Below are 26,329 nucleotides of genomic sequence, written 5' to 3' on the forward strand. Positions count from 1 at the left end.
ATTATGAAAAAATTATTGACACTTTTTACAATAGCAGCATTAAGTAGTTTTAGCTTGATTGCTCAAAATAAGGATACAAAAAAAGCAGATAAACATTTCGCTAGATTCGAATTCGTTGAAGCTGCTGAAGACTATGCAAAATTAATCGAGGACGGTAAAGGAGATGCTTACATTTATAGCCAACTTGCTGAATCATACTATAATGTATTTAATACTCAAGAAGCTGAAAAGTGGTATGCAAAAGCACTAGAAAGTTCAGACGATCCAGAAATGATTTTTAAGTATTCTCAGATGCTTAAAGCTAACGGAAAATATGAAGAGTCTAATGCTCAAATGGCTAAATTTGCAAAAATGCGCCCAAGTGATGATAGAGCTATAGCCTATAACAAAAACCCTGATTATTTACCTAAAATTTTAGAAAAAGGAAAAAAGTTCAACATTCAAAACTTAGGGTTTAATACCCAATACTCTGATTTTGGAGGGACACTCCAAGATGGGAAATTATATATCACATCAGCAAGAAATACATCACGTAGAACTTACGGTTGGAATGAAGAACCCTTTTTAGATATTTATGAACTTTCAAAAAATGAAGATGGAACGTATCAAGCAGGTGTTTTGGTTGAAGATAAAGTTAATACCAAATACCATGAAGGCTTAGTCTCATTTTCACCAGATGGTAAAACCATGTACTTTTCTAGAGAGAGTTTCTTCGAAAAAGAGTACGAAAAAGATTCTATAACTAAAGTTAAGTATAGTTTACTACACCTGTTTAAAGCAACTAAAAGTGGAAGCACGTGGAGTAATGTTGAAGGTTTTGCTATCAATAGTGAAAATTATTCAGTTAAAAACCCATCGGTAAGTGCAGATGGTAAAACACTATATTTTGCTTCTGATATGCCAGGTGGTTATGGTCTTTTTGATATTTATAAGGCAGAAATCAATGTTGATGGTTCGTTAGGTGAACCTATGAATTTAGGTCAAAAAGTAAATACACAAGGGCAGGAAATGTTCCCATATATTAGTAGTAATAACACCTTATACTTCTCTTCAAATGGACATCTAGGACTTGGTAATCTTGATGTGTTTTATACCAAGGAAATAGATGGGAAAATGGCTCCAATACGAAATATAGGAATTCCTATTAACAGTAATGCTGATGATTTTGCTTTTCGTTTAGATGAAGAAACAGAAGAAGGTTTTGTGTCTTCAAATAGAGATGGCGGATTAGGAGGAGATGATATCTACGCAATTAAAAAACTACAACCTTTATGTGATGTTTTAATTACAGCTACAGTTATGGATTCTAAAACAAGAACACCCATTAATGCTGCTGATGTAACCATGTACGATGACCAAGGAAATAAAGTGTTGAGTAAAGTAACAAATTCTGATGGAACAGTTGAGTTTATTGTTGAGTGTGGTAAAGAATCCGAATTAGAAGTCGTAATGGATGGATATGAAAGCCAAAAACTTACAGTAGGTGCATCTGAAGATGAAGAAGAAGAAGTTACAATAATGCTGGATCCAATTGAAGTTATTGTTGGTCCAGAACAGATAAATCTTAACCCTATATATTTTGAATTCGATAAATCTAATGTTACAGCTCAAGCCGCATTTGAATTAGACAAGTTAGTTCAAATTATGAACAAATATCCTGATATGGTGATTAATGCAACTTCACATACCGATAGTAGAGGAAGTGCCTCATATAATGAGAGGTTGTCTGATAGAAGGGCTAAAACTACAGTACAATATGTAGTTTCAAAAGGGATAGATAAATCTAGAATTTCTGGAATGGGTAAAGGAGAAAACGAGCCTAAAGTTGATTGTGGCTCAAATTGTACTGAAGAAGAGCATCAGTTAAACAGAAGGTCTGAGTTTATTATTGTTAGTGGAGGACCACAAGCACAATAATATTGAATACATAATAAATGACTAACTAACCAACTTTAAAGCTCTGTTTTATAGCAGAGCTTTCTTTGTTTTGAATGTAACAGGTTCAAAACTTTAAAAAGTTTAATCCAACTATACAAGATGAAAAAAATTACTTTATTGAGTGCTTTTTTGTTCTTAACAATAAGCTTTAATGCTCAAACCTATCTTCAAGAAAACTTTGATACAGAAATACCTGCAACTTGGACTATAACAGACCAGGGAGGCGCTACAGGAGATTCATGGATTTCTGGTCAACAAGGCGGTGGAAATAGTCTTAATGGTACAAATGTTGCTATTGTTGATAGTGATTCTAACGGAAATGGTACAGAATTAATAGAAACACTCACTTCACCAGCTTTTGACACTACAGGAGCAACGGCACTTTTTTTAGATTTCGAACAGTTTTATCAAAATATAGGTGCAGATTTTGCCGTAGTTGAAGTTTTTGATGGTGCAAATTGGGTAGAAGTATTAAACCAAACCGCAACAATAGGTGCATTTAATGCACCAGATGAACAACATATAGATATCACAGCCTATTCTAATGCTGCAATGCAAATTCGTTTCATATATAATGATGGAAATGATTGGGCATGGTATTGGTTGGTAGATAATGTACAAGTTTATAATTCTACTTGTAATTTTCCGTCAGGACTTGATGCAATAAATTTAACATCTTCAACAGCTGACTTAAGCTGGATTCCTGGAGGTACAGAAACATCATGGGAGGTAATTAATCAAGTTGCTGGAGGTCCAGCACCTACAGATGCCGATTCAGGAACGATAACGGTTAACATTCCATTTCAAGTTACAGGTTTAGTTGAAGGAACCAATTATGAGTTCTATGTTAGATCCGATTGTGGTGTTGATGGTGCTAGTATTTGGATTGGTCCTTTTAACTACAGAATTAGTGGTCCAGGAGAAGTTTGTGAAGCAGCAATAACGGTTAGCAATCCATTACCTTATGTAACTACAGATGATACTTCAAATTATACTGATGATTACAGTGGTGCTCCAGGAACAGATTGTGGTTCTGGGTTTAATTACCTTAATGGAGATGATGTCATTTACGAATATACCCCTACGAGTGATACATCTATTGATATTGAACTCTCTAATCTAACTGATAATTATGCTGGAGTTTTTGTTTATAGCGATTGTGCAAATATTGGTATTCAATGTGAAACAGGTGCAATAAATGGTTTTGCTACTGATGATTTATTGATTGATAACTTTTCAGTTACAGGAGGTCAAACATATTATATTGTAATATCAACTTGGGCTGCTCCTCAATCGGTTGGATATACCTTAACCATATCGGAGAATACTTGTATAGACCCTGTTGCTTCATATGCAGTTGTTGGAGACTGTCTCAATGGGCAACAGTTTTTTATTGAAGTAGATGTTACAGATCTAGGATCTGCAACATCTCTTACTATATCTGACGATCAAGGGAGTGCTGCACAATCAACTAGTATAGCAGGAACATTCACATTTGGACCATATACCAACGCTACACCAGTAATTATGAGTGTTGTAAATGATGATGACTCTAATTGTACTATTAATAGCGAAGCACTAACCCAAGAGTTCTGTCAAGAGTTTGTTGTAGATTGTGCTGTCGGACCCGAAAGCCTCGTATACTGTTATGAAGATAATGGCGCAGATACACCAGTTATTTTTACATTCACTAGTACAGATGGTACACCATTAAACTTAACTATTAACTCAGGAAATGTTGAATGGAATGGATTTGCTAACGAACCATATGATCCTATAATCGTCTTTGATAGTGATGGTGTTACCGAATTATATAATGGTGGTGGAAATGTAGGTGACTTGGCCGGATTTAGTTTTCAATCAACAGGAGATACCATATCATTTTATGTTGCATCAGATTTTACGGTAAACTGTAATTCTTCTACCGCCATAAGTCCCTTAGATATTACGGTATCTTGTGCTACTTGTATTAATCCATCAGCAACATACCAAATTGTTGATGATTGTGATAATGGAGATCAGTTTTTGATTGATGTGAACATTACAGATCTAGGAGACGCAACTTCTTTGACCATATCAAATAATATTGATGCCATTACAGTACCAGTAACGTCTACAGGAACTTATCAAATAGGACCATTTGGTTTCGGGGTTGATGTATTTGTTACAGTAAGTAATGATCAAGATTTTAATTGTTCTATTCTAAGTAGTGCATTCCAACTTTTAGCATGTCCTCCTGAGAATGACAATCCTTGTAATGCAACAATTGCTCAAGTCAATACTGATGATAGTTGTACACTGTTAACTCCAGGGACACTATTAGAAGCAACAGACTCTGGTATAGCCAACGGAACTTGTACTGGAAATGCTGATGATGATGTTTGGTACGAATTTATAGCGACAAGTGAATTTCAAATTATTTCAATTCTAAATATAGCAGGTGACGGTTTCTTTTTTGATATTGATCATGCAGTATATGAAGGTACATGTGATGCACCTATTGAATTATATTGTTCTGATGCTGATGCAAGTGTTACTCCGACGTTAACCATAGGAAATACTTATTATATAAGAGTATTTTCAGCTGGAGGAGATGACGAAAATTTTACATTTGACCTTTGTATAAGACCAGGAATTGGTAATGTATCTGTAGATCAAACCACATACACAGTAGAAGAGCTAGTCATAGATGTTTTAATTGATAGCCCTTGTGCACAAGTATCTAATATTACTTTCTCTACAGGAACTACTTACGGTGAAGAAAATGGTATAGGTTATTTTTCTTCTGATGAAGGAAGTTTCCCGTTTGATGAAGGATTGTTGTTAACTACTGGTGATGCAAGCTTAGCTGCAGGTCCAAATACAAATGCAATGAGTGAAGGTTCTACAGCTTGGTTTGGTGATAGTGATTTAGATGCAGCTGTAGGAATTGTATCTAATAATGCTACTGTGATCGAGTTCGATTTTGTACCATTAAATGACGAAATTAGTTTTGATTTCTTAATGGCTTCTGAAGAATACAATGGCAGTACAGGAGGAACATTTGAGTGTACGTTTTCTGATGCTTTTGCATTTTTATTAACCGATGAAAATAATGTGACCACCAATTTGGCAGTAATTCCAGGAACTACCACACCAATTCTGGTAACCAATATTCATCCAGAGAATCCTGGTTGTGCTGCGATTAATGAAGAATTCTTTGGAGGCTATGTTCCAGCTAATTTGCCACCGATGTCTTTTGATGGTCGTACGGAAGTCTTTACTGCATTTTCTCCAGTTAATATAGGAGAAACCTATCATATTAAATTGGTAATAGGTGATGATTCTAATGGAGGTTTTGATACCGCATTAGATTCAGGTGTATTCTTAAAAGCCGGAAGTTTTGATATTGGTGAAGTTGATCTTGGTGGAGATATTACTATTGAAGCTGGAAATGCTGTATGTGAAAGCCAGTCAATTATTTTAGATACTTCTGCGCCTTCAGTTGACCATGTTTGGTTTAAAGATGGTTTTGTTATTGAAGGCGAAACGGCTTCTACTTTAGTTGTTACTGAGCCAGGTTTGTATACAACACAAATTATTTTTACTGCAACTTGTATTATTTCTGATGAAGTACTTATAGAATTTTTACCAAATCCAGCAATTGCTAATACACCTATAGATCTAACAGCATGTTCAACAACAAATCAAGCAATATTTGATTTAACAGAAAATGAAGATGTTATTTTAGGAGGCCAAGATCCAGCAGATTTTACGGTAACTTATCATCCTTCAGAGCAAGATGCAATGGATAATACTAACCCGTTAACATCTCCATATACCAATGTGTCTAATCCAGAAACTATATATGTAAGAATTGAAAACAATACCTCAGGTTGTTTCGATACTACTAGTTTTGGAATCACAATTTCTAGCCCATCGCATATAGCAGAAAGCGTAGATATTATTGGATGTGATAATGATGATGATGGTGTTGCTAGTTTTGATTTACTGGCTCATAATGTTAATGTATTAAATGGTCAAGATGCTTCTCAATTTAATGTCACGTATCACGCTACTGAAGTAGATGCAATGGCTGCTACTGGAGCGTTAACTAGTCCATATGATAGTTCTGGAGAAACAGTATATGTAAGAGTAGAGACCGTCGATTTTGCAGATTGTTATGTAATAAATAGCTTCAATTTAGTCATTGGAACTGAGCCTCAGACCACATTTACAGACAACTTTGACTATGAAGTTTGTCCTAATGCAACTGTTCCAATCACAATTACTGCTACACCTGAAAATTATACTTCAAATGAGGTAACCATAAATTGGTATTTTGATGGTGTACTTATTGAAGGTGAAAATGGTTTAGTATTACCAGTATTATTAGCTGGAGACTATGAAATTGAAGTAATTTTCAATGATACTGGATGTTCAAATAGTACAATTAGAACTATTATAGAACTTGAGACCTGCGTTATTCCTCAAGGGATTTCTCCTAATAATGATGGTCAGAATGATACCTTTGATCTAAGTAGCTATGACGTTAGTAAATTAGAAATATTTAACAGAAATGGAACATTAGTTTATTCTAAAACGAATTATACCAATGAATGGTTTGGACAAAGCAATGATGGTGATGAACTACCCGTAGGAACCTATTTCTATACTATGGAATACCAAGATGGTAAAAGACGAAGTGCTTGGATTTATATCCAAAGGGCTAATTAATATTGCTACTTTGTATAACAAAAAACCTCTACTTTATTTGTAGAGGTTTTTTATTACCATGCGTTAAGTAAAATCAAGGCAAGAAAAATACAACCTAATAAGAGCAACCACAAAAGCCAAATATTGTAAACAATTACTTTGTTCTTATGGGTTTTTGCATTTAACAGTTTTCGTTTTCGTCCTGTATACAATATCCAATTTCTAAAATATACAAATATACTTGCCATAATAAAGAGTGTCCAAGCTTTAGTTGACGTTATTGTATTGACATACATTTCTTTTAAAAACAGAGAAATGAAAACACCTAAAACTAAAATTAAAGCTATCTGTAAGCAGGATATATATAATAAGGCAATAGTATTCGCTTTTTGCTTTTGATTGCCCTTATAATGCTTAAAAACACTATAGAAAATAGAATCAAATGTTGACATAATCAATGAATAAATAAAAAAACCACACCTTTATAGATGTGGTTTTAAAATTATGATTTTAAATATTATTGTGCATCTATACTGATTTCATCCAACTCATATGTACCATTGAAGTTGTTGTCAGGATCTACATCATTTCCTTCATATCTGAAAGCGAAATATACAGTTGAACCACTGAAGCAATCTAAATCAACAATTCCTGAATCAATCCAAAGAGGAAAATCATCTTCTGCAGTAGTAACTCTAGCATCAACAACTGCTGTCCATGTAGCAGTAGTAATATTAGCTTCAGTACCATCCCAATCAGTAGAAAATAAGACATTCATCGTTGCATTATCTGCAAAACTGTTAGAAGTTCTAAACTTGAACGTTTCACCTGTTTGAGCATCTAAATCGATAGCTGGTGTAATTAACCAAGCGATTGTGCTAACATCATCAGATCCAAAACTACCTACTCTAGCTGAAATACCTAAAGATGCATTTGCGCCTCCTGAAGAGTATGCTTCCCAACCTTCTGTACCAGCTTCAATATAGTTTGTCCATCCGTTACCAGAAATCAGTGAGTTCGTCGATTGTGTTTCAAAATCATCTTCAAATAAATTTGTCATACCCATCGTTTCAGCTAAACCACAACCACATCTATTACCATTGTCAAAATTAATATCTTCAGGAGAGTTTACAGAAAGTGTGTAAAATTCATCGAAAAAATCTCTTGATAACACACCATCAACTGTTCCATTATTTACAGGTAATCGTAACGATTTAAAATCAGCAAATGTACTCGTACTAAAAACAACTGAACCACCAGTTTCACAACTAACTAATGTTCGCTCACCATCAAATTCATCATCTGGTTCTGAAGCGAAAGATAATGGTGTATCTCCTAAAACTTCTTCAGGACCAAATTGTACATTATTCAATCTGATATATAGGTTTTCAACAGCATCAGAAAAATCGTTAGTGCTTATTTCTAAAGGAACTATAGTAGCTACTTCAGGAGTACGAATGATACGTTCAGACATTTGAGAAGCAGAGATTTTTGCCAAATCTTCGCCATCTTGCTTTCCTATTTGAATAACTCCATTATCAACAGCTACGGTTAGTCCGTCTAACTTCACATATACTTTTCTACCAAAATCATAGATGGTAAATAATGGGTTTACATCAATTTGTACAACAATACCAGCTGTAGGATTTTCTGGTCTATCTTGTAATACTAATTCTTCAAAGAAATTACCGCCTTCATCACTTGAAATTACGTAACCTTCCATGAAAGTGTTAGTATCTTCAATAGTAATACTGTTCTCTCCAGATTGTAAAAAGTTACCAATAACGTCATCAATACTAACGATGTCATCTTGATCAATAGATGGAGTAGTTAGTTGACTACTTGGTGTATCAAAATCATCATCTTGAACACAGGCGCTAAATACTACCATAATTAATGATAGTAATAAGATTTTGTTTAAATTAATTGTTTTCATTGTATTCTTTTTTTTATCGTTTCCTTTTAAAAGGCTATTGTTTTGAAATTTATTTTGTGTTTTCATGGCTTTTAGAATCTAACATAAACGTTAAGGTAGTAGGTAGTTCCAAAACCAAAGAAATAACGAGAACCAAAAATTTCTCCAGTATCTCTTGATTTGTCTTCTAAAACACGGTCGTATGTGGCAAGTCTAGATTGCTCGAAACCACCAGTTCGGTAATCTTGATTGAACACGTTGTTAATAGTAGCAAAGAAACCGATAAAATAATCATCTACCCTCCATGATTTACCACCTATTATATTAACTAACATGTAATCATCAAATTGTTCTTGTTTTAAAAGGTCTCTTGCAACATCTGGATCATAATTTGCGATGTCGTTTCCATCAAAATCTGTTGCAAAGTTAGCAGAACGTCTTAAAGCGCTAGCATCTACATAAGCATTTGAAAAGAAGTTTGATGTTACACCAATGTTCCAAAAATCTGGATCACGATATTCAAATCCTATTTGATATGCTCGTTCAGGTCCTCCAGCAACGTGTAAATCTTTTAGGTTAGTAGTGCCATCACCAAACCTAACTTCGTTATCAAAATCGTCACTTGTTAAATATAGGTTAGGATTATTACTAAAAGTATACTGACCTACAGAAGCTGCAGCCTTCAGTTTTATTGTTGGTGTTACTTGTGCTTCTATACCTAATTCAGCACCAATATGACGTCTTTCAATGTTTGTTATGATTTCTTGTACAAAAGCATCTCCAGTATCAAATCCAAGACCAGCAAGATCTTCAGTAAAATAGAACCCAATATCAGTGCCGTCTTCAAATCCTGAGTAGAAACCTGTTATTCTCGCTTTTACTATTGGAGATCTAAAGATATAACTTACATCAACAGATTGAATTTTTTCACTTTCGAGACCTGTTACCACATTGTTATTTTGTCTTGCGTTGCTGAATGAGTTTCTAATAGTTGGTGCTTTTGTAAAGTAACTACCATTAACATCAATTAGATGACGACCTGTGATTTTATAAGTTGCTCCAGCTTTTACACCATAGTTAGAAAAGTCTAATTTTTCGCTTTTCCCAAAAGATTCTGCGCCTGGGAAGTTTCCATTGTCATACAAGCCATTACGTTGGTATGTGGTTTGAGAGATGCTCCCTCCAAGATAGAAGTCTACTTTGTTGTATTTAAATTGTGCTTGAGCAAAACCTGAGATTACATTGGCATCAATCTCGTAATTATACTTATAACGGTCACCTTCTTGAACAATTCTGTTAGGATTATTTCTATCACTTTGTGCGATACTTTCTAAACCTAAAGTTGAGTTAGGATCTGTTTCTTCTGCAAAGAAATCAACATCTAAAAACCCAGTTCCTCCAAGTAAATCTTTAAGTTCTGCAAAGTTTTCGCTTTTTAGATTTCTGTAGCTTATAGATGCGTTCAAACGAACTCGTTCTGATAATTCAGTATCAAAGATAGTATTGATCGTGAACTGTTTATCATCGTTTCTGTCTTCTTGTATTGCATAAATAGAATTTCCGCCTTGAGCTCTTAATGTAGCGTTACCTTGATATAATTGATTCCAATCTAACTGACCATCATTTACAAATTCTTGTTGAGCTAAGTAAGCCTGTTCAAAATTGTATGCGGTAGGATTATCAAACCTTAGTTGATAACTCGGTAGGTTTTGATAATAAGCTGGATCAGGATTTCTTGCCCCTCCAATAAATACGGTTTGACCATTAAAATCAACTTGACGAGTACCACCATTATCGATTCTAGTGTTTCCAATTTTTCCAAATTGGTAAGCAACGTTGGTATTTAGTTTGGTTTTAGTAGAAATATCCCAAAAATGATTCAACATTAAGATTGGTTCTTCAATTTCTCTAACTCTTGAATTTCTAATCTCACCATCTAATTCGCCCCAAAATGGGTTGTATTCTCTCCCTTTCAATTGGTAGATTTCTTCAGTGATTGCTGTTGAGCGACCACGTCTATTTTGAGCATATATAGAAGTAAAGTTGATACTATGTTTATCACTGATCTTTTTTTCAATCGCAGCAAAGAATGAGTTTGAATCATAAAGCGTCCCGTCTATAAAGCCTTCATCACCAAATCGACGTGATGCCAGAACAGAAAATGACCAACCACCTTCTAATAAACCAGAATTATAGCTAGCCATAACACGACCTGTATAACTTCTATTGGCACTAGCATAAGATACACGACCCCCTTTTCTATATTTTGAAGCGCGCATTACAATGTTATTAGTACCTGCAAGATCACCAAAGGTATAATCATTTGCAGACATACCCATTGTAAATTCTTGATTACGTTGTACATCATTGAGTCCACCCCAATTTCCCCATTGTGGTCTACCCGTAAATTGTTTGTTCATTTCAATACCATTGATAAGTACTTTACCATTAGCATTGTCTAAACCTCTTGGTCTGAAGAAGGTTGCACTGAAATCAAATGCAGCTGCATTTAAAAACACGTCTCTAGATGACTGAAGTAAACCAGATACATTATCTGTTAAACCATCATCTTCACTATTTAAGTTATCCTCAGAAATGGATATGATGAAGAGGTCTTTCTTATCACTAGAATCGTAATCTAAAGTCATACCGCTTATGTCTACGGTTTGTCCTTCATTTACTACAATAGGATAACGTTTTGTCACGTAATCTGTTTTTTCAATTTTCAATACTTGTTCTCCCAAAGGAACTAGTGTTTCAAATTGAAACTCACCATTAGCATCTGTAGAAGTCTTAATCGACGTTCCTTCAATAGTAATGGTTACATCTGGAATTGGTTCTCCTGTCGTGCCATCTAACACGCTACCCTTTACAATTGTTTCTTGAGCAAAGGTTGTGAACGCAGAAAAAATTCCGAATAAAAAAATCAATAAACTTTTTTTCATGCCTAATCTTTAGTTAATAATTGTTTTGCATTAAATAATAGTTATTTAAGGCGTGCAAATTTACATTATTTATAATAAATACATACTTTTGGCGCGAGATTTGATTAGATATAACGATAACATAATATTAACACTATGAAATTATTACATTTTCCTTTGGCAATCATATGTTTTTTCATGTGCCTAAACGGGTTTACTCAAGAGGAAAAAAAAGATAAGCAGTTTGAAATTCACACTATTGCATTTTACAATTTAGAGAATTTATTTGATACAGTCAATGACACCACCAAGTTTGATGAACGAAGTCCTATTATGGAAATGAAAGCAGACAGAGAAGGTGTTTATGCTAAGAAAGTGCATAATATGGCTAGAGTAATTGCTGATATTGGCTCAGATGTTACAGGAAATTCTCCAGCTATAATTGGTGTATGCGAAGTTGAAAATCGTGAAGTTTTAGTAGATGTTGTTAATGATCCTTTATTGGTTGGAAGAGATTACGGCATCATCCATTACCATTCACCTGATGCTAGAGGAATTGATGTTGCTTTATTATATCAGAAGAAACTATTTAAGCCTATAAGTCATAGCTCTCATGAAGTAAAAATATTTGACGATAGAACTAGAAAGCGTAAACAAACTCGAGATCAATTGTTGGTTTCTGGCGAATTAGACGGCGACCTCATACATGTAATCGTAAATCACTGGCCATCAAGAAGTGGTGGTGAGGCTAGAAGTAGGCCAAAGCGTGTAGCTGCTGCCAAAGTAAGTAAACGTGTTGTAGATTCATTACAGTCTATAAACCCTTATGCTAAGATATTTATCATGGGAGATTTAAATGATGACCCAACTAACGATAGCGTAAAAAAAATTTTAAAGGCTGAGCGTAATAAAAATAAAGTTGGATTAAAAGGAATTTATAATCCGTACGAAAACATGTTTAAAAAGAGTGGTTTTGGTACGACTGCATGGAGGGATGCGTGGAGTTTATTTGATCAGATCATGTTTACACAGCCACTATTAGAAAAAGAAGATTATTCATCATTTAGATTTTATAAAGCAGGTATTTATAATAAAGTATACCTCACCAATAAAAGAGGACGATGGAAGGGTTACCCATTAAGAAGTTTTTCAGATGGTGGATTCACAAACGGATTTAGTGATCATTTTCCAGTATATGTCTACGTTATTAGAGAACCTAAAGGGTAAAAAAAAGCGCAAATTAAATTTGCGCTTTTTTTTATTCATTTATAACCAGTTTGACCATGGTATTCTCGATAATATAAGTAATAGACCTGCAGTGTAAAAAACAGCTAATACTTTAAATTTAGGTTTCGAAGTCAATTTCTTTTTATGTTTTGAGTAACCTATTGTTATTGCTGCTACAGCCAATATGCCTACAAAAGGATGCTCTACTGCTAATAATCTAGAAAAAGAATCAAGTCCTCCCATACCATTAGCACTAATATTTTTAAAACCAAAAGGAGATACAAAATATAAGATTAAGCCTATAAGTAGCTGGATATGTGACACAATTAAAGTGAAAAGTGAGATTCTAAAATCTATAGCATGAAACTCTTTATTTCCAAAAAATTTTATAAGAGCATTTAAACTACCAATTATTACCATTAGTAGAACTAGATAAGCCCAATAGGAATGAATCATTTGAAGTGTACTATACATAATTGTTATTTGAAAGATTAATAACACAAATGTAATAATTTAAAGTATACGCTTTTTTAAGAGTGTATTTTATATTTAAGATAGGTAACCCTTATATTATTCTTATAAAACACTTCTTATTACTGAAATATTATTAGTGAAATTATGTTGTTTTGAGTTTTATATAAAAACACATTTGGTATTAATAAAAACACTAATCCTTTAGTATCTTTATGTAAAGTATTAGAGATCATGGCGACACAACCAAAACTTGTAAGATTTAATCAAAATGTAATGTCAAAATATCAAATATACAATAGTATATTTATGACCTTACCTTTTGATACTATTTCAAAAACTGTAGCCTTACTACCATTATTTCATGAAACTTGTAAAGATGGTTTCGAAGCAGGAGATGACCCAACAACAATTGTAGAGACTTTTTTCAAAAAATATCAAGCAAGACGCAATAAGCAAAGTCAAATTAATTTATTGTTTCGCTTTATACAATATATTGAACGCCAAGTTGTTCTCTTTGATGCTGTGGAAGATGCAGCATTTTCTACAGTGCATAATATGGATGGTATCGGAACATTGCGTAGTTTGAAAGAAAAAGCAGAGGCAGAACACAAAAAGCAGTTATTACAAGAATATCTTGAGGCATTTAAAGTACGTATTGTATTAACAGCACATCCAACACAATTTTATCCAGGAACAGTTTTAGGAATTATTACAGACCTAGCAAAAGCTATTAAAGAAGATAATTTAATAGAAATTAATAGCTTGCTTGCTCAATTGGGAAAAACACCATTTTTTAAAGAGAAAAAACCAACACCATATGACGAAGCTGTTAATCTCATCTGGTATTTAAAAAATGTGTTTTACCATTCGTTTGGTTCTATATATGATTACGTTCAACAAAATATTTTTGATGATCGAGAAATAGAAAACCCAATTATTAATATAGGGTTTTGGCCAGGAGGTGATAGAGATGGAAATCCATTTGTAACACCACAAATAACTAGAAATGTGGCTAAAAAACTTAGAGAGTCTATTGTTAAAAATTATATCAAAGATATCAAGTATTTAAGACGACGATTGACCTTCAGAGGTATTAGAGAGCGTATAATTGAATTGAATCATAAACTTCATAACACTTTACTTGATAGAGAGGATCAGATTTCGCTTAAAGAATTCAGATTAGAATTATTTACCATTAGACAATTGCTTATTGAAAACCATCAGTCATTATTTGTAGATAAGGTAACCACTTTAATAAATAGAACGACACTTTTTGGTTATCATTTTGCTAGTTTAGATATACGTCAAGATAGTCGAGTACATGATCAAATGTTTACATCTCTGGTTAAAGAACTGAATGCTAAAGGAAGCGATGTGTTTCCTAAGGATTATTTCAATTTGTCCTTGGAAGCCCAGTTAAATTGTCTTTCAGAAATTGAAGGAACTATTGGTGATATTGAATTTGAAGATGAATTAGCCATTAATATTACGGAAACAATCAAAGCGATGAAGTTCATTCAAGAGCAGAATGGAGAAGTAGCTTGTAACCGTTACATTATTAGTAATAACCAAACGACATTAAATGTACTTCAGCTTTATGCAATGCTTAAAGTAGTAGCGTTTCATGATCAACTCACCGCAGATATCGTCCCATTATTTGAAACAGTAACTGATCTTCAGGCTTCTCCAAATGTGATGGAGGCATTGTATACCAACAAAAGTTACAGGGCTCATCTTGAGCAAAGAGGCAATAAACAAACGATAATGTTAGGGTTTAGTGATGGTACTAAAGATGGTGGTTATTTGATGGCAAATTGGGCTATATTCAAGGCGAAAGAAGCACTAACAGAACTTTCAAGAGCATATAATGTTGATGTTATTTTCTTTGATGGTAGAGGAGGTCCTCCAGCCAGAGGAGGAGGTAAAACACATCAGTTCTATGCTTCTTTAGGGCCAACCATAGAAGATAAAGAAATACAACTCACTATTCAAGGACAAACCATTAGTTCAAATTTCGGAACTTTAGATTCTTCGCAGTATAATATGGAACAATTGATTAGCTCAGGGATTTCTAACCATTTCAATGATAAAAACCGAGCAATGCTTACTGAAGATAAAGAAGTTATGGATCATCTTGCAAATCTCAGTTATCAAACGTATGTAGATTTTAAGAATCATTCAAAGTTTTTGCCATATTTAGAGCGGATGAGTACATTAAAATATTATGCAAAAACCAATATTGGAAGCAGGCCTTCAAAACGCGGAAAATCTGATAAACTTATATTTCAAGATTTACGAGCAATTCCCTTTGTTGGAAGTTGGAGTCAACTTAAACAAAACGTACCTGGGTTTTATGGTGTAGGAACTGCACTCTTACATTATGAATCTAAAGGTGAATTTGATAAGCTAAAGACCTTATACAACAACTCAAGATTTTTCAAAACTTTAGTAGAAAATAGCATGATGTCCTTATCAAAATCTTTTTTTGATTTAACCAAGTACATGGCTAATGATAATGAATTTGGTGAATTCTGGAAGATTATTCATGCCGAATATCAAACCTCTAAACGATTGCTTTTAAAGCTAACATCGTCTAGTGAGTTGATGGAAAACGAGCCTATAGGTAAGGCTTCTATAAGCGTTAGAGAATCTATCGTATTGCCACTACTAACGATTCAACAATACGCATTGAAGAAAATCCAAGAGTTAGAAAAAGCTGAGGTCAAAAATGAAGAAGAGATTGCCATTTACGAAAAAATTGTTACTCGTTCACTCTTTGGAAATATAAATGCAAGTCGAAATTCAGCTTAAGACAATTATTTTTTAATAAGTTGAAAATTGAACGTGATCAAAACTTCATTTGATAATTTGTTCTTCACAATTTTTGGAATTTCAATATTATAATCTGAAGCCAAAACAGAAAAATTACCAGATAAGAAAACACTATCATTTACAACTTTCATTGTTATTGGTATTTGATCAATATTTTTTGTAACGCCATGAAACGTAAGTTGGCCTTCCATTAGTAGCGAAGATGTCTCTAATGCTGATATTTTTTCAAGTTCAAAGTCAGAAATTAGTCCTTTAAAAGTAGTTTTTGGATGTAGGTCTGATTCAGCATAATTTTCATTAAAGTGCTCTTCCATTAAGGCATTTTTAAAACGAAATGCTTTAACTAAAGCTAAAGCTGCAAACTCGCCGTTTTCGGTATTTAGAATTGCAGTAACAGATTTGTTCTGAGCCGCAACCTCTTCAAAAGAAGGCACTGAAGCTTCAAATGAAAGCGATCCTATTTTCGTTAAGTATTTGCTTTGACCAATTACTAGCATACTACTAAGCATGTATAGCATTAAAAAAAAATGTTTCATGTGTTTTAGTTTTCAATTAAACCTTCCGCTTCCCATTGTATGATTAGATCTATTAAGTTTTGAGGTAATTTGGGTCCGCCAAAAGGCATCACAAACCCTAAATCATCAGAAGAGATACGCTCAATTAACCCTCTATTTTCTACAGCATCACTTACATCAGAATAAGTCAATAAAGACATTGGTGCATCATTAACGGGTGGATTATTATGGCATGTAATACAATTATTATCTATGATGGTTTTAATTGTATTATCATATGTAAGGTCGCCTTCAATTATAATTTCTTCAACAACATCATCTTCACTCACATAAGAACAGTTGAAGAACAATGAAATAAATAAAAGGCATGATATATATATTCTTTTCATAACACAGTTTTTAAAATACACGGCTTAAGTTAAATCCAAAGTAAATGTTACCATCACTCCAATTACCAGTTGCTTGACCAAGAAAACCATTGGTATTCATTGCTTGAGCATTTGAAAAATGCATTTGGAAAACGTGACCTCCAGTTTCTAAGTCAAAACCAATAGACAATGGGTTTTTAAAAGGAGAATTACCAGCTCTATTTAGATGCCAACCATAATCTGCATTTATAGACCATCGCTTACCTAATTTGTGCCTTCCGCCAATACCAATAGCATATTGTGAATTGTGTTGCTCGTCAAAAGCAACAAAATTGTCATGAAAAAACGTAGGTGCCAATTCTAATGACAATTTTGTATTTACTTTTTTGGAAATTAACAGCTGTGCTGTATAACCTAGACGATCTTTAAATTCTAATAATGGTAAGTTTTCTTTTTCTAATGCTGTATTTACTAGTATTGAATTAAAGCCGACAATAGTAAATGGAAACCCATTTTCTTTTTGTCTCGTAAGTCTATATTTTGCAGAAGCTTCATATATTTTTTGAAACGAACTTCTTGAGACACCTATATTTACGGCATCAGTAATACCGTATACAAAGTTAAGCCTTGTAACTGCATCGTCAAGACCGAAAAAACTATCAAAACCATTTTCAATGCTACCAAATCTATGAGAAACGATAAGTGTCAACTCTTTTTTTGCAACAAGTTTGGTAGATTCAAAATTTACAATTTTTAGCCCTTTAAAGGCTGCAGAAGCATATTGGTCACCGATAGAATCTGTATCAATTTCGTTTAATAAATCATCTTGTGCTCCTGAAAATTGGGTAATAGATAGCAGTATAAATAAAATTAGAAGTTTCATTTATTAATATAATTTGTAATAAGATTAAAATGTAATTACGGTATAATTTTGAGTTTTAATTTTTAATAAAACGCTTTGTGGCTTCACTATTTTCTGATGTAATCTTGATTAAATACAAGCCATCATTCCAACCAGAAATATCAACTTGTGCTGTAAGATCTAAGCCTAATGAGTGGCTTAATACTTCCTTTCCAAGGATATCAAAAACTTGCAAAGAACCGTTTGCAATACTAGTATTAAATTCTACATTTAATGTAGTATTTGCTGGATTAGGATATAACTTAAATCCAGATAAATTTTCAAAGTCTTCTACACTTAAAAGCGAATCCCAAAATTGTGCGCCATTTTGACTTCCATTTCCTGTATATTGATATGGAGGTGTAACATCAATAAAAGTACCTAAAGTCCAGATGCCTTTATTAACAGCAACATTTTCTCTTCCATTTCCACCGCTTCCCCATTGCATGAAGTCTACCATATTAGCAGCCAAACCAAAACTCCCAGATGGTAAGTATAACCCTAAATCTGCACCTCCATCGTTTAAATACGCATCGTTAACAGTTACAGTAACACTTTCTCCTGGTGCTAAGTTAAAAGATCCGCTTTGTATTGTTGTTTGGGAGCTTAAGGTTCGATAACTAATTAAAGAGCACAATCTATATGCTCCAATATTATCTGTTGCATTTCCAAAATTTTGAATTTTTACCGTTTCAGTTGCAGGATCAACTTCAACAATTCTAAATTGAGCTTGTGCGTTTATTTGACTGTTTAAAAACAGTGTAAGTACGAGAACTAAAAGTCCTTTAAAAATGTAATTTTTCTTCATGATATTTGTATTTAATGATTATTGATTTAGTATGATGCATTGATCTAATTTTACTTGTTCGAGTAAGTCGTCGTAGCCTATAACACGTCCTTTTATTTTTATATGCTCATCGCCTTTTGTTAGTGTTAATGTTTTATTTGATAGCTGGCAAAATATTTTATCGTCTATTGTAACCTCACCAACATTGATTTCAGATATAGCACCAGACACTTCAATGGTCTTGTTTAATAGCTTTTGTTCTGAACGAGTTGCATTTTCAAAGAACATGAGTGCAATTTCATTTGATGAAATACTATATTCAGCCACTTCATTTTTAATATCTCTATGATCTTGATAGATGTAATTATATCCAACTATTACAGTGAGTAATAAAACCAATAAAACGATAATCCTCTTACGCATAATTTCTAATTTTAAATGCAAATAATTAATTGCAATTGTTCTCATATTTTAACCGGTCTATTGTACCAACCCTTAAATCAATTTCTGTTTCAGAAGAACATTGTTTGATTTCGTATAATATCCAGTTATTATTACATAAAGGTAGACTTGGGATGTCTATTAAAATTTCAATATTATTAGCTGCGCCACTAGTGGTCCAAGTACCAAAAACAGTGGTGGTATTCCAAAAAACAGAAAGCGTACCATCTTCAAAGAAATTGAAAGCATAACCTTCATAGGCACTGTCATAATTTGTGTCATTACGCAAAAGTCTATTCACCATCCAATCAGAACAACCTGTTAAAAAGGTTTCAACTTGAGCTTGTGTACAATTATTGCAGTCATCGTCATTATAATCATAATCGTCATCTTCATCACAGATATCGATGGCATTTTCAATGGCTAATTCTAATTCATCAAGATTATTAATGACGATTTGAGTGTTGTCTGCAAGAATGGTGGTAATAGGAAATTCAATGGTTATAAAATCATTAGCATCTATATTTTCAATGAATAGGTATAATTCGTTATCATTAGTTAAACTGATAATATCGATTAATTCACTGTTTGAATTGAATAATGAAGCAACAATTGGATATTGAAAATCTAAGCATTCAATATCATCATCAGTCACATTTTCACCACTACAATTTGCAGCATATGTATTAAGAGCTGTAAGAGTATCGATAGTGACTTCAGAATAATCATTTAATATAATGGTAATTGGGAACATGAGATCTATAGTATCATTATCGTCATCTTCTTCTTCAAAAACGCATTCAACAAGGTTGTAATCAAAATCAGAATTAATTGCGATTGTTTGTCCGTTTACATTAACAGTATATGGAAAAGCAATATCAAAGCAATTTGCATTATCAATGATATTATCTATTGATCCATCATTTGATGCAGTACGTTGCATGAGTAATACCACACTAGATTCTGGAGTTAAAATCTCATCTTCTGGTGCAGTTATTAATTCAGTCTCCTCTTTTCTACATGATATAAAAATGACGCTAATTGAAAAAAGCAATACAATAAAAACTTGTAACTTCATGTGTTTAGTTGATTTAATTCGTGTCATTTAATATATAACAACTGAGATTTAAAAACTACTGAACTTTTTAAAAAAATATTTCAATACCTTTATCCAAACACTAGAAAACTTGTCAAAAAACGTAACTGATAACATCTGTGAAACGCAAACCTTTGAACGTATTTATAATAAATATGCGAAGGATGTACACGATTTTCTCTACTATAAATATGGTGCACAGTTCAATCCTAAAGACAAAGTACAAGAAGCGTTCATCAAGCTTTGGGATAACTGCAAAACCATAAGCTTTACTAAAGCAAAATCGTATCTTTTTACTGTAGCTAATAATATGGTGCTCAACGATATTAAACATCATAAAGTAGTTTTAAAGTATCAAAAAATAAAACCCAAGCATTATACTAATGAAACTCCTGAGTTCATTTTAGAGCAAGAGCAATATCTAGAAAAGTACGAGAAAGTGCTCTCGAAGCTAACAGAAGACCAACGTGTTGCTTTTTTATTGAATAAAATTGAAGGTAAAAAACACAGTGAGATCGCTGCTTATTTAGGAGTGACTCATAAAGTAGTTGAGTATAGAATTTATAGTGCATTTAAAGTTTTGAAAAAAGAACTGGAAGGATTTAAAATAAAATAATAAGGAAAAAAGAACTTTATGTTGTTATATTAATAGGAAGTGATTTTATGGATAAAGATGAGCTGTTAGAAAAATGGTTAAATAATGCACTTACAGATGTTGAAATGCATGCATTTAGTAAGCGCGAAGACTATCAATCAAATCAAAAAATTATTGATATGGCTAAGCATTTTAAAGCCTCAAAATTTTCTACTATTGAAGATTTTGACACATTTAGAAGTGCCTATCAAGAGCAACCACTTGTAAAACGATTGAATTGGTTTAACCAAACACTTCGTATAGCGAGTGTAATTGTAATTGCACTTGGGTTATATTTTACTTTTTTCAATAATCAAGAGTTTACAGAAGAGCACACCTTAGCTGGAGAAAAAATGAGTATTAATTTGCCAGATCAGTCTAAGATAACATTGAATGCTGATTCTCAAATAAGTTATGATATTGGCACTTGGGACTCTGAACGAAGCTTGACTTTAAAAGGAGAAGCCTATTTTAAAGTTGCAAAAGGGAAAACATTTGCAGTTGTTACATCAAGTGGAACCGTTACAGTTGTGGGAACAGAATTTAATGTAAAACAACGATCTAATTTTTTTGAAGTTATATGCTATGAAGGTATTGTGAAAGTTACTTCAGATACCACAACCAGACAATTATTAGCAGGAGACACCTATCGTATTTTAAATGAAAAATTTACTCAAGATAATACATTAGATACTGAGCCTAATTGGATCAATGATAAGAGTAGCTTTAAAGCTGTTCCATTCAAAGATGTGGTTGCAGAGTTAGAGCGACAGTATAACATTACAGTAATGCTTAAAGAGGTTAATGTAGCACGAACATTTACAGGCGGTTTCACTCACAACAATATTGAAGAAGCTCTAGCGGCAATAACCTTGCCTATGGATCTTAAATTTGAAATTAGTTCACCCAACCAAGTTCTAATTCATGACCATAAAAATTAAGCGGTATTTTTTTATAGTGATATTAAGTTTTGTTTATTCTTTTAAGTCTAGTGCTCAAGAGAACACAAATGTATTACCCTTGATTGAAATTTTAAATGCATTAGAATCTCAATATCGTATTCAGTTTAATTATGCTGAAGATATTATTACCGAAATCGTATTGTTGCCACCTAAGAAACAGTTGAAATTAGAAGATGTACTAAGTTATTTAGAAGATAGTACCAATTTAATTTTTAGCTTGACCAACACAGGTACAGTATTGATTATTGCTAACAAAAACCAACCAATCCAAGAGCTATCAGAAATTTTAGTATCTAGTTATATTGTAAAAGGAATCAATAAACTAAATGATGGTTCTTTTGAAATAGACATTTCCGATTTTGATATTCTTCCTGGTCTAGTTGATGCAGATGTATTGCAGTCAATTCAGGCGTTTCCTGGGATACAAAGTATTAATGAAACAGTTTCTAATATTAATATAAGAGCTGGAACACATGATCAAAATTTAATTTTATGGGATGATATTAAGATGTATCAATCTGGGCATTTTTTCGGACTCATATCCATGTTCAATCCACAAATCACACAGCAAGTATCGCTTATTAAAAATGGCGCTACAGTAGATCGAACCGATGGCGTATCTGGAACAATTGTCATGGAAACTGAAAAAGAGACCAGTAAAGAATTCAACGGTAATTTGGGAGTTAATTTTACTGATGCTAACGGGTTTGTAGATGTACCACTAGGTAAATCATCGCTTCAAATAGCTGCTCGAAAATCTATAAGCGATTTAACACAAACACCTACGTACGACAATTTTTTTGAGCGTATAGCTCAAGATACAGAATTAGAGAGCAATACAAATAGTATTATAAATTCAGATAAACAATTTGATTTTTATGACATGTCATTGCGTTGGATATATAATATTAGCGATAATGATGAATTGAGAATAAACTTTATAAATGTTGCTAACCAATTGATTTTTAATGAAAATACAATGACCAACTCTAGAGAAAGTAGTTTAAAGCAAAATAGCATTGCAGGTGCAATACAATATTCAAGATCATGGAATGCTAAATGGCAAACTATTTTTGAAGCATATGAAACCGATTATCAACTCAAATCGATTAACTCCAATATTTTAGATTCGCAACGATTTCTTCAAGAGAATAAAGTGTCTGAAACAAGTTTGAAGCTAAAAGCTAATTATAAAATAACTAACAGATTATCTCTTCTAAGTGGCTACCATTTTGTCGAAACAGGGATTACTAATCTAGACGATGTAGACAACCCTATTTTTAGATCGTTAGTTTCTGAAGTTGTCAGAACTCATGGTGTCTTCTCTCAGTTGTTCTATAAGTCAAAAAACAAGCATACCAGTTTAAATATAGGATTAAGATATAACTATATCGATAAATTTAGTAAGCATATTCTTGAACCTAGACTAAGTTTTTCTCATAAATTCTTAGATTATTTTTCTTTTGAGATCTTAGGAGCATATAAACATCAAAACACATCACAAGTCATCAATTTTCAAAACGATTTTCTAGGTATTGAAAAACGTAGATGGCAGCTGTCTAATGATAGCGAAATTCCAGTCATTAGAAGTCGTCAAGTTTCAATGGGGATTACATTTAATCAAAGAGGATGGCTCGTGAGTACAGAAGCCTATTATAAAAAGGTAAGTGGAATAACGACTCAAAGTCAAGGATTTCAAAATCAATATGAGTTCATTAAAACCAATGGTGAATATGACGTTAGAGGTATAGATTTTATTGTAAGAAAACAAATTGAACGTTTGAGTTCTTGGTTAAGCTACTCCTACATGAATAGTAACTATATTTTCAAGTCACTACCAGAATACACTTTTCCTAGTAATTTAGACATTACACATGCTTTAACTTTTGGAACAAATTATACCTTTGATCGGTTGAAGGTTTCTGTAGGTTTGAATTGGAATTCTGGAAAGCCAAATACAAATCCGGTCACAGGCAATGAAATCGTTGATAATGATATTAACTACGAAGCCACCAATACATCACAATTACAAGACTATTTCAGAGTAGATATATCTGCATTGTATAATTTTAAATTAGGTTCAAATACTAAAGCTAATATTGGGGTATCTGTATGGAATGTGTTTGACCAAAAAAACGCTATTAATAATTTTTATAGATTTAATGGGACTACTATAAATGAAACCGAGCAGCAATCACTTGATTTCACACCTAATGTGACCTTTAAAGTGTATTTTTAGCATTAAAAGAAAATTTCCTGAGCCAATCTGTAGGTGTTAGCATGTGCTTCAACGATAATCTTAATATCTGGAGAATAACCACCTCCCATACTACACATTACAGGAATCTGATTTAACTTACAAGTTTCAAGAACAAATCGGTCTCTTGCTTTACAACCCGCTAAAGTCATTCCTAATTTCCCTAATTTATCTGATACAATAACATCAACACCAGAGAGGTAATAGATAAAATCAGGCTGCTCTTGTGTGATTAATTTTGGAAGTACTTCATAAAGAATAGATAAATATGTTGTATCGTCGGTGTCGTTCTCTAGTGCTATATCGAGATCACTATGTTCTTTTTTAAAGGGATAATTACTTTTTCCGTGCATTGAAAACGTAAATACAGAAGTATCATTTTGGAAGATTTCTGCTGTTCCATTACCTTGATGCACATCAAGGTCAACAATTAAAATTCGTTGTACTAAATTTTGTTTTTGGAGATATCGTGCACCTATAGCTTGGTCATTCAATAAACAAAACGCCTCACCACGATTGGTATAGGCATGGTGTGTCCCACCAGCAATGTTCATAGCAATGCCATATTGCAGAGCAAATTTACTTGCTTTAATGGTACCATCAGCAATTATGACTTCACGTTCTACTAGAGCTCTACTTAGCGGAAATCCAATTTTACGAGCAGCCCTTTTATCTAAAGTTAGTTGTTTTAAGTCTTGATAATAGGCTTCAGTATGAACATTAATAATATGCTGATCATTAGGGATTTCAGGCAGAAAGAAGTTTTCGCTAGTACACGTGCCTTCATAAAGAAGTTGCTCAGGCAACAGTTCATACTTTAACATTGGAAACCGATGACCTTCAGGTAGTGGATGTTTATAAATGGGGTGAAAGGCAATTTTTAGCATAGAATTTCAAAAATAATAATAAAAAAACAAGCTCAGAATGAACTTGTTTTATGATATATTAATTTGAATGCTTAATTTTTTTGAGCTTCCTGCTTAGCTTCTTCAATCATTTGTTGATTTGGAAGGATGGCTACATTTACACGTCTGTTTTTTGCGCGACCCTCTGCAGTAGAATTATCATGCATTGGTTGTGATTCACCAAACCAATTTGTGGTGAGTCTACCATTGTTTATACCTACACTAGTTAAATAATCAGATACTGCATAGGCTCTATTCTTAGATAGTGTCATGTTATAATCTTCAGAACCTACAGAGTCTGTATGCCCTACGACTAATATGTTGGTGTCTGGATATTCTTTGAATACACCAGCTAACTTATTCAACGTATTCTGTGAAGCACTATTAATGTTATACTTATCTGTGTTGAAATATACACCGCTATTTTCATCAAAAGTAACAACAATACCATCATCAACACGCTCTACAACAGCTCCAGGAATTTCATTCTCTATTTCTTGTGCTTGTTTATCCATCTTATTTCCAATGATGATCCCTGCAGCACCACCAACAACACCACCAATCACAGCACCAAGTTCACCATTTCCACCTTTACCAACATTATTACCAATTATGGCTCCTAATATTGCACCACCAGCAGCACCAATTACAGCTCCCTTTTGCTTATTATTCGAATTTTGTACAGCTTTGCAGTTGGTTAAGCTAATCGTTATGATTATAGCCATAAAGCCTACTATAATTTTATTTGAATATAATTTCATAATTATTGTGTTTTTATAAAGTTCATAGATATTATAAAAGGACTTCCTTCTACAGTTAAGCTTTGTTGCCATTGCATAGTCGTGTTTGTAAGAGCGGTAAGATTCAATCTAAAACCAGAGTTTGTTTCTGACTTGCCTTTTTCATTCGTTGGTTTTAACAAGAAATCATAGAGACCTGTAGTTTCGTCAACTTCATCAATGGTAAATATAAAGTTTCGATCGCCTTCAGGACAACTCAGACTGTTTATTGTGTAAACACCAGTATTGTTGTTTGGTATAAACTGCCAGCTGCTTCCTTCAAAGCACGTTTTGCTAGCATCATTTAATAAGGTTACATTGTATGTTCCTGATTTACTATAAGTAATAGCGTTTAGCGTCCAGTTCCCTTTGATGACCTTTTTTGAGTTCCTAACGGTTTTAGATGCTCCGCAAGATAGCAAGCAAAATATGGTTAATAGTAATAGTATTCGTTTCATATTTTTTTATTTTAATTCAAAATTAACAACTTAAGATTCTTGAAAGTGATGCATATCGTTTGAATATTAATTCAAATGATATATCCATTAAAAATACTAAATCTAATCTTTAGTTTAAGACTCTCAAAAGTAAACAAGTAATTGGATTTCTAGGATGATGATTTATTATTCTTAATATACGTCATTCGTCGTATGGATTCATTTGCTAGTAGATACTACAT

Annotated in this window: 20 protein-coding genes; 7 read left to right on the forward strand and 13 right to left on the reverse strand. The window is 33.1% G+C overall.

The window, feature by feature from the left end:
• Positions 1-3 precede the first annotated feature (3 nt).
• Together Q0876_RS06175 and Q0876_RS06180 are read left to right on the forward strand one after the other, a co-directional pair.
• Positions 4-1,917, forward strand: a complete 1,914-nt coding sequence (locus Q0876_RS06175) for an OmpA family protein (protein ID WP_299225209.1) — start codon at positions 4-6, stop codon at positions 1,915-1,917.
• A 120-nt stretch (positions 1,918-2,037) separates the two neighbouring features.
• The gene (locus Q0876_RS06180) at positions 2,038-6,654 is read left to right on the forward strand and encodes a choice-of-anchor L domain-containing protein (RefSeq protein ID WP_299225211.1); all 4,617 of its coding nucleotides are present in this window, start codon (positions 2,038-2,040) and stop codon (positions 6,652-6,654) included.
• A 53-nt stretch (positions 6,655-6,707) separates the two neighbouring features.
• On the opposite strand, the gene Q0876_RS06185 is transcribed toward Q0876_RS06180, so the two are convergent.
• From Q0876_RS06185 to Q0876_RS06195, 3 genes are all read right to left on the reverse strand, one after another.
• Positions 6,708-7,085 (reverse strand): hypothetical protein, encoded by a 378-nt coding sequence (locus tag Q0876_RS06185; protein WP_299225213.1) that lies wholly within the window; start codon positions 7,083-7,085, stop codon positions 6,708-6,710.
• A gap of 65 nt (positions 7,086-7,150) precedes the next feature.
• On the reverse strand, positions 7,151-8,569 hold the full coding sequence (locus tag Q0876_RS06190; RefSeq protein WP_299225215.1) for a DUF5689 domain-containing protein: 1,419 nt from the start codon (positions 8,567-8,569) through the stop codon (positions 7,151-7,153).
• Positions 8,570-8,640: 71 nt separating this feature from the next.
• Positions 8,641-11,493: a carboxypeptidase regulatory-like domain-containing protein gene (locus Q0876_RS06195; protein WP_299225217.1), complete on the reverse strand. Its 2,853-nt coding sequence runs from the start codon at positions 11,491-11,493 to the stop codon at positions 8,641-8,643.
• Positions 11,494-11,670: 177 nt separating this feature from the next.
• Between Q0876_RS06195 and Q0876_RS06200 the strand changes: the two genes are divergently transcribed.
• The gene (locus Q0876_RS06200) at positions 11,671-12,699 is read left to right on the forward strand and encodes an endonuclease/exonuclease/phosphatase family protein (RefSeq protein ID WP_299225824.1); all 1,029 of its coding nucleotides are present in this window, start codon (positions 11,671-11,673) and stop codon (positions 12,697-12,699) included.
• Positions 12,700-12,738: 39 nt separating this feature from the next.
• On the opposite strand, the gene Q0876_RS06205 is transcribed toward Q0876_RS06200, so the two are convergent.
• Positions 12,739-13,173, reverse strand: a complete 435-nt coding sequence (locus Q0876_RS06205) for a hypothetical protein (RefSeq protein ID WP_299225219.1) — start codon at positions 13,171-13,173, stop codon at positions 12,739-12,741.
• Positions 13,174-13,404: 231 nt separating this feature from the next.
• On the opposite strand from Q0876_RS06205, the gene Q0876_RS06210 reads away from it, so the two are divergent.
• Positions 13,405-15,984: a phosphoenolpyruvate carboxylase gene (locus Q0876_RS06210; RefSeq protein ID WP_299225221.1), complete on the forward strand. Its 2,580-nt coding sequence runs from the start codon at positions 13,405-13,407 to the stop codon at positions 15,982-15,984.
• 5 nt (positions 15,985-15,989) lie between these two features.
• Here Q0876_RS06210 and Q0876_RS06215 read toward each other — a convergent pair whose 3' ends face one another.
• From Q0876_RS06215 to Q0876_RS06240, 6 genes are read right to left on the reverse strand one after another with little or no spacing between them, the layout of a single operon-like run.
• A complete protein-coding gene (locus tag Q0876_RS06215; protein WP_299225223.1) occupies positions 15,990-16,541 on the reverse strand; it encodes a YceI family protein in 552 nt (183 codons plus the stop codon).
• Between the two features lie 5 nt (positions 16,542-16,546).
• Positions 16,547-16,909 (reverse strand): hypothetical protein, encoded by a 363-nt coding sequence (locus Q0876_RS06220; protein ID WP_299225225.1) that lies wholly within the window; start codon positions 16,907-16,909, stop codon positions 16,547-16,549.
• Positions 16,910-16,919: 10 nt separating this feature from the next.
• Positions 16,920-17,771: a DUF5777 family beta-barrel protein gene (locus Q0876_RS06225; protein WP_299225227.1), complete on the reverse strand. Its 852-nt coding sequence runs from the start codon at positions 17,769-17,771 to the stop codon at positions 16,920-16,922.
• A 55-nt stretch (positions 17,772-17,826) separates the two neighbouring features.
• Positions 17,827-18,597 carry a T9SS type A sorting domain-containing protein gene (locus tag Q0876_RS06230; protein ID WP_299225229.1) on the reverse strand — a complete coding sequence of 257 codons (771 nt, stop codon included), beginning with the start codon at positions 18,595-18,597 and terminating at the stop codon, positions 17,827-17,829.
• Positions 18,598-18,615: 18 nt separating this feature from the next.
• The gene (locus tag Q0876_RS06235) at positions 18,616-18,999 is read right to left on the reverse strand and encodes a hypothetical protein (RefSeq protein WP_299225231.1); all 384 of its coding nucleotides are present in this window, start codon (positions 18,997-18,999) and stop codon (positions 18,616-18,618) included.
• Between the two features lie 25 nt (positions 19,000-19,024).
• On the reverse strand, positions 19,025-20,095 hold the full coding sequence (locus Q0876_RS06240; RefSeq protein WP_299225232.1) for a hypothetical protein: 1,071 nt from the start codon (positions 20,093-20,095) through the stop codon (positions 19,025-19,027).
• Between the two features lie 109 nt (positions 20,096-20,204).
• Between Q0876_RS06240 and Q0876_RS06245 the strand changes: the two genes are divergently transcribed.
• From Q0876_RS06245 to Q0876_RS06255, 3 genes are read left to right on the forward strand one after another with little or no spacing between them, the layout of a single operon-like run.
• Positions 20,205-20,729 carry a sigma-70 family RNA polymerase sigma factor gene (locus Q0876_RS06245; protein WP_299225234.1) on the forward strand — a complete coding sequence of 175 codons (525 nt, stop codon included), beginning with the start codon at positions 20,205-20,207 and terminating at the stop codon, positions 20,727-20,729.
• A gap of 47 nt (positions 20,730-20,776) precedes the next feature.
• A complete protein-coding gene (locus Q0876_RS06250; RefSeq protein WP_299225236.1) occupies positions 20,777-21,688 on the forward strand; it encodes a FecR family protein in 912 nt (303 codons plus the stop codon).
• Entirely contained in the window at positions 21,672-23,948 is a 2,277-nt protein-coding gene (locus Q0876_RS06255) for a TonB-dependent siderophore receptor (protein ID WP_299225238.1), read from the forward strand. Before Q0876_RS06250 ends, Q0876_RS06255 begins: the two co-directional genes overlap by 17 nt.
• A gap of 2 nt (positions 23,949-23,950) precedes the next feature.
• Here the strand turns inward: Q0876_RS06255 and Q0876_RS06260 are convergent, their stop codons facing one another.
• The 3 genes from Q0876_RS06260 to Q0876_RS06270 form a co-directional block, all read right to left on the reverse strand.
• Complete coding sequence (locus Q0876_RS06260) at positions 23,951-24,853, reverse strand: histone deacetylase (RefSeq protein WP_299225240.1); 903 nt, start codon at positions 24,851-24,853, stop codon at positions 23,951-23,953.
• A 71-nt stretch (positions 24,854-24,924) separates the two neighbouring features.
• Positions 24,925-25,632, reverse strand: a complete 708-nt coding sequence (locus Q0876_RS06265; RefSeq protein ID WP_299225242.1) for an OmpA family protein — start codon at positions 25,630-25,632, stop codon at positions 24,925-24,927.
• A gap of 2 nt (positions 25,633-25,634) precedes the next feature.
• The gene (locus tag Q0876_RS06270; protein ID WP_299225244.1) at positions 25,635-26,108 is read right to left on the reverse strand and encodes a lipocalin family protein; all 474 of its coding nucleotides are present in this window, start codon (positions 26,106-26,108) and stop codon (positions 25,635-25,637) included.
• Positions 26,109-26,329: the final 221 nt, after the last annotated feature.

The sequence above is a fragment of the uncultured Psychroserpens sp. genome (genome assembly GCF_947503375.1).
Taxonomy (GTDB): Bacteria; Bacteroidota; Bacteroidia; order Flavobacteriales; family Flavobacteriaceae; genus Psychroserpens.

Excerpts from the sequence above, each read along its gene's own strand:
- Q0876_RS06175 (WP_299225209.1), top strand. The coding sequence starts at position 4 with ATGAAAAAATTATTGACACTTTTTACAATAGCAGCATTAAGTAGTTTT.
- Q0876_RS06180 (WP_299225211.1), top strand. The coding sequence starts at position 2,038 with ATGAAAAAAATTACTTTATTGAGTGCTTTTTTGTTCTTAACAATAAGC.
- Q0876_RS06185 (WP_299225213.1), bottom strand. The coding sequence starts at position 7,085 with ATGTCAACATTTGATTCTATTTTCTATAGTGTTTTTAAGCATTATAAG.
- Q0876_RS06190 (WP_299225215.1), bottom strand. The coding sequence starts at position 8,569 with ATGAAAACAATTAATTTAAACAAAATCTTATTACTATCATTAATTATG.
- Q0876_RS06195 (WP_299225217.1), bottom strand. The coding sequence starts at position 11,493 with ATGAAAAAAAGTTTATTGATTTTTTTATTCGGAATTTTTTCTGCGTTC.
- Q0876_RS06200 (WP_299225824.1), top strand. The coding sequence starts at position 11,671 with ATGTGCCTAAACGGGTTTACTCAAGAGGAAAAAAAAGATAAGCAGTTT.
- Q0876_RS06205 (WP_299225219.1), bottom strand. The coding sequence starts at position 13,173 with ATGTATAGTACACTTCAAATGATTCATTCCTATTGGGCTTATCTAGTT.
- Q0876_RS06210 (WP_299225221.1), top strand. The coding sequence starts at position 13,405 with ATGGCGACACAACCAAAACTTGTAAGATTTAATCAAAATGTAATGTCA.
- Q0876_RS06215 (WP_299225223.1), bottom strand. The coding sequence starts at position 16,541 with ATGAAACATTTTTTTTTAATGCTATACATGCTTAGTAGTATGCTAGTA.
- Q0876_RS06220 (WP_299225225.1), bottom strand. The coding sequence starts at position 16,909 with ATGAAAAGAATATATATATCATGCCTTTTATTTATTTCATTGTTCTTC.
- Q0876_RS06225 (WP_299225227.1), bottom strand. The coding sequence starts at position 17,771 with ATGAAACTTCTAATTTTATTTATACTGCTATCTATTACCCAATTTTCA.
- Q0876_RS06230 (WP_299225229.1), bottom strand. The coding sequence starts at position 18,597 with ATGAAGAAAAATTACATTTTTAAAGGACTTTTAGTTCTCGTACTTACA.
- Q0876_RS06235 (WP_299225231.1), bottom strand. The coding sequence starts at position 18,999 with ATGCGTAAGAGGATTATCGTTTTATTGGTTTTATTACTCACTGTAATA.
- Q0876_RS06240 (WP_299225232.1), bottom strand. The coding sequence starts at position 20,095 with ATGAAGTTACAAGTTTTTATTGTATTGCTTTTTTCAATTAGCGTCATT.
- Q0876_RS06250 (WP_299225236.1), top strand. The coding sequence starts at position 20,777 with ATGGATAAAGATGAGCTGTTAGAAAAATGGTTAAATAATGCACTTACA.
- Q0876_RS06255 (WP_299225238.1), top strand. The coding sequence starts at position 21,672 with ATGACCATAAAAATTAAGCGGTATTTTTTTATAGTGATATTAAGTTTT.
- Q0876_RS06260 (WP_299225240.1), bottom strand. The coding sequence starts at position 24,853 with ATGCTAAAAATTGCCTTTCACCCCATTTATAAACATCCACTACCTGAA.
- Q0876_RS06265 (WP_299225242.1), bottom strand. The coding sequence starts at position 25,632 with ATGAAATTATATTCAAATAAAATTATAGTAGGCTTTATGGCTATAATC.
- Q0876_RS06270 (WP_299225244.1), bottom strand. The coding sequence starts at position 26,108 with ATGAAACGAATACTATTACTATTAACCATATTTTGCTTGCTATCTTGC.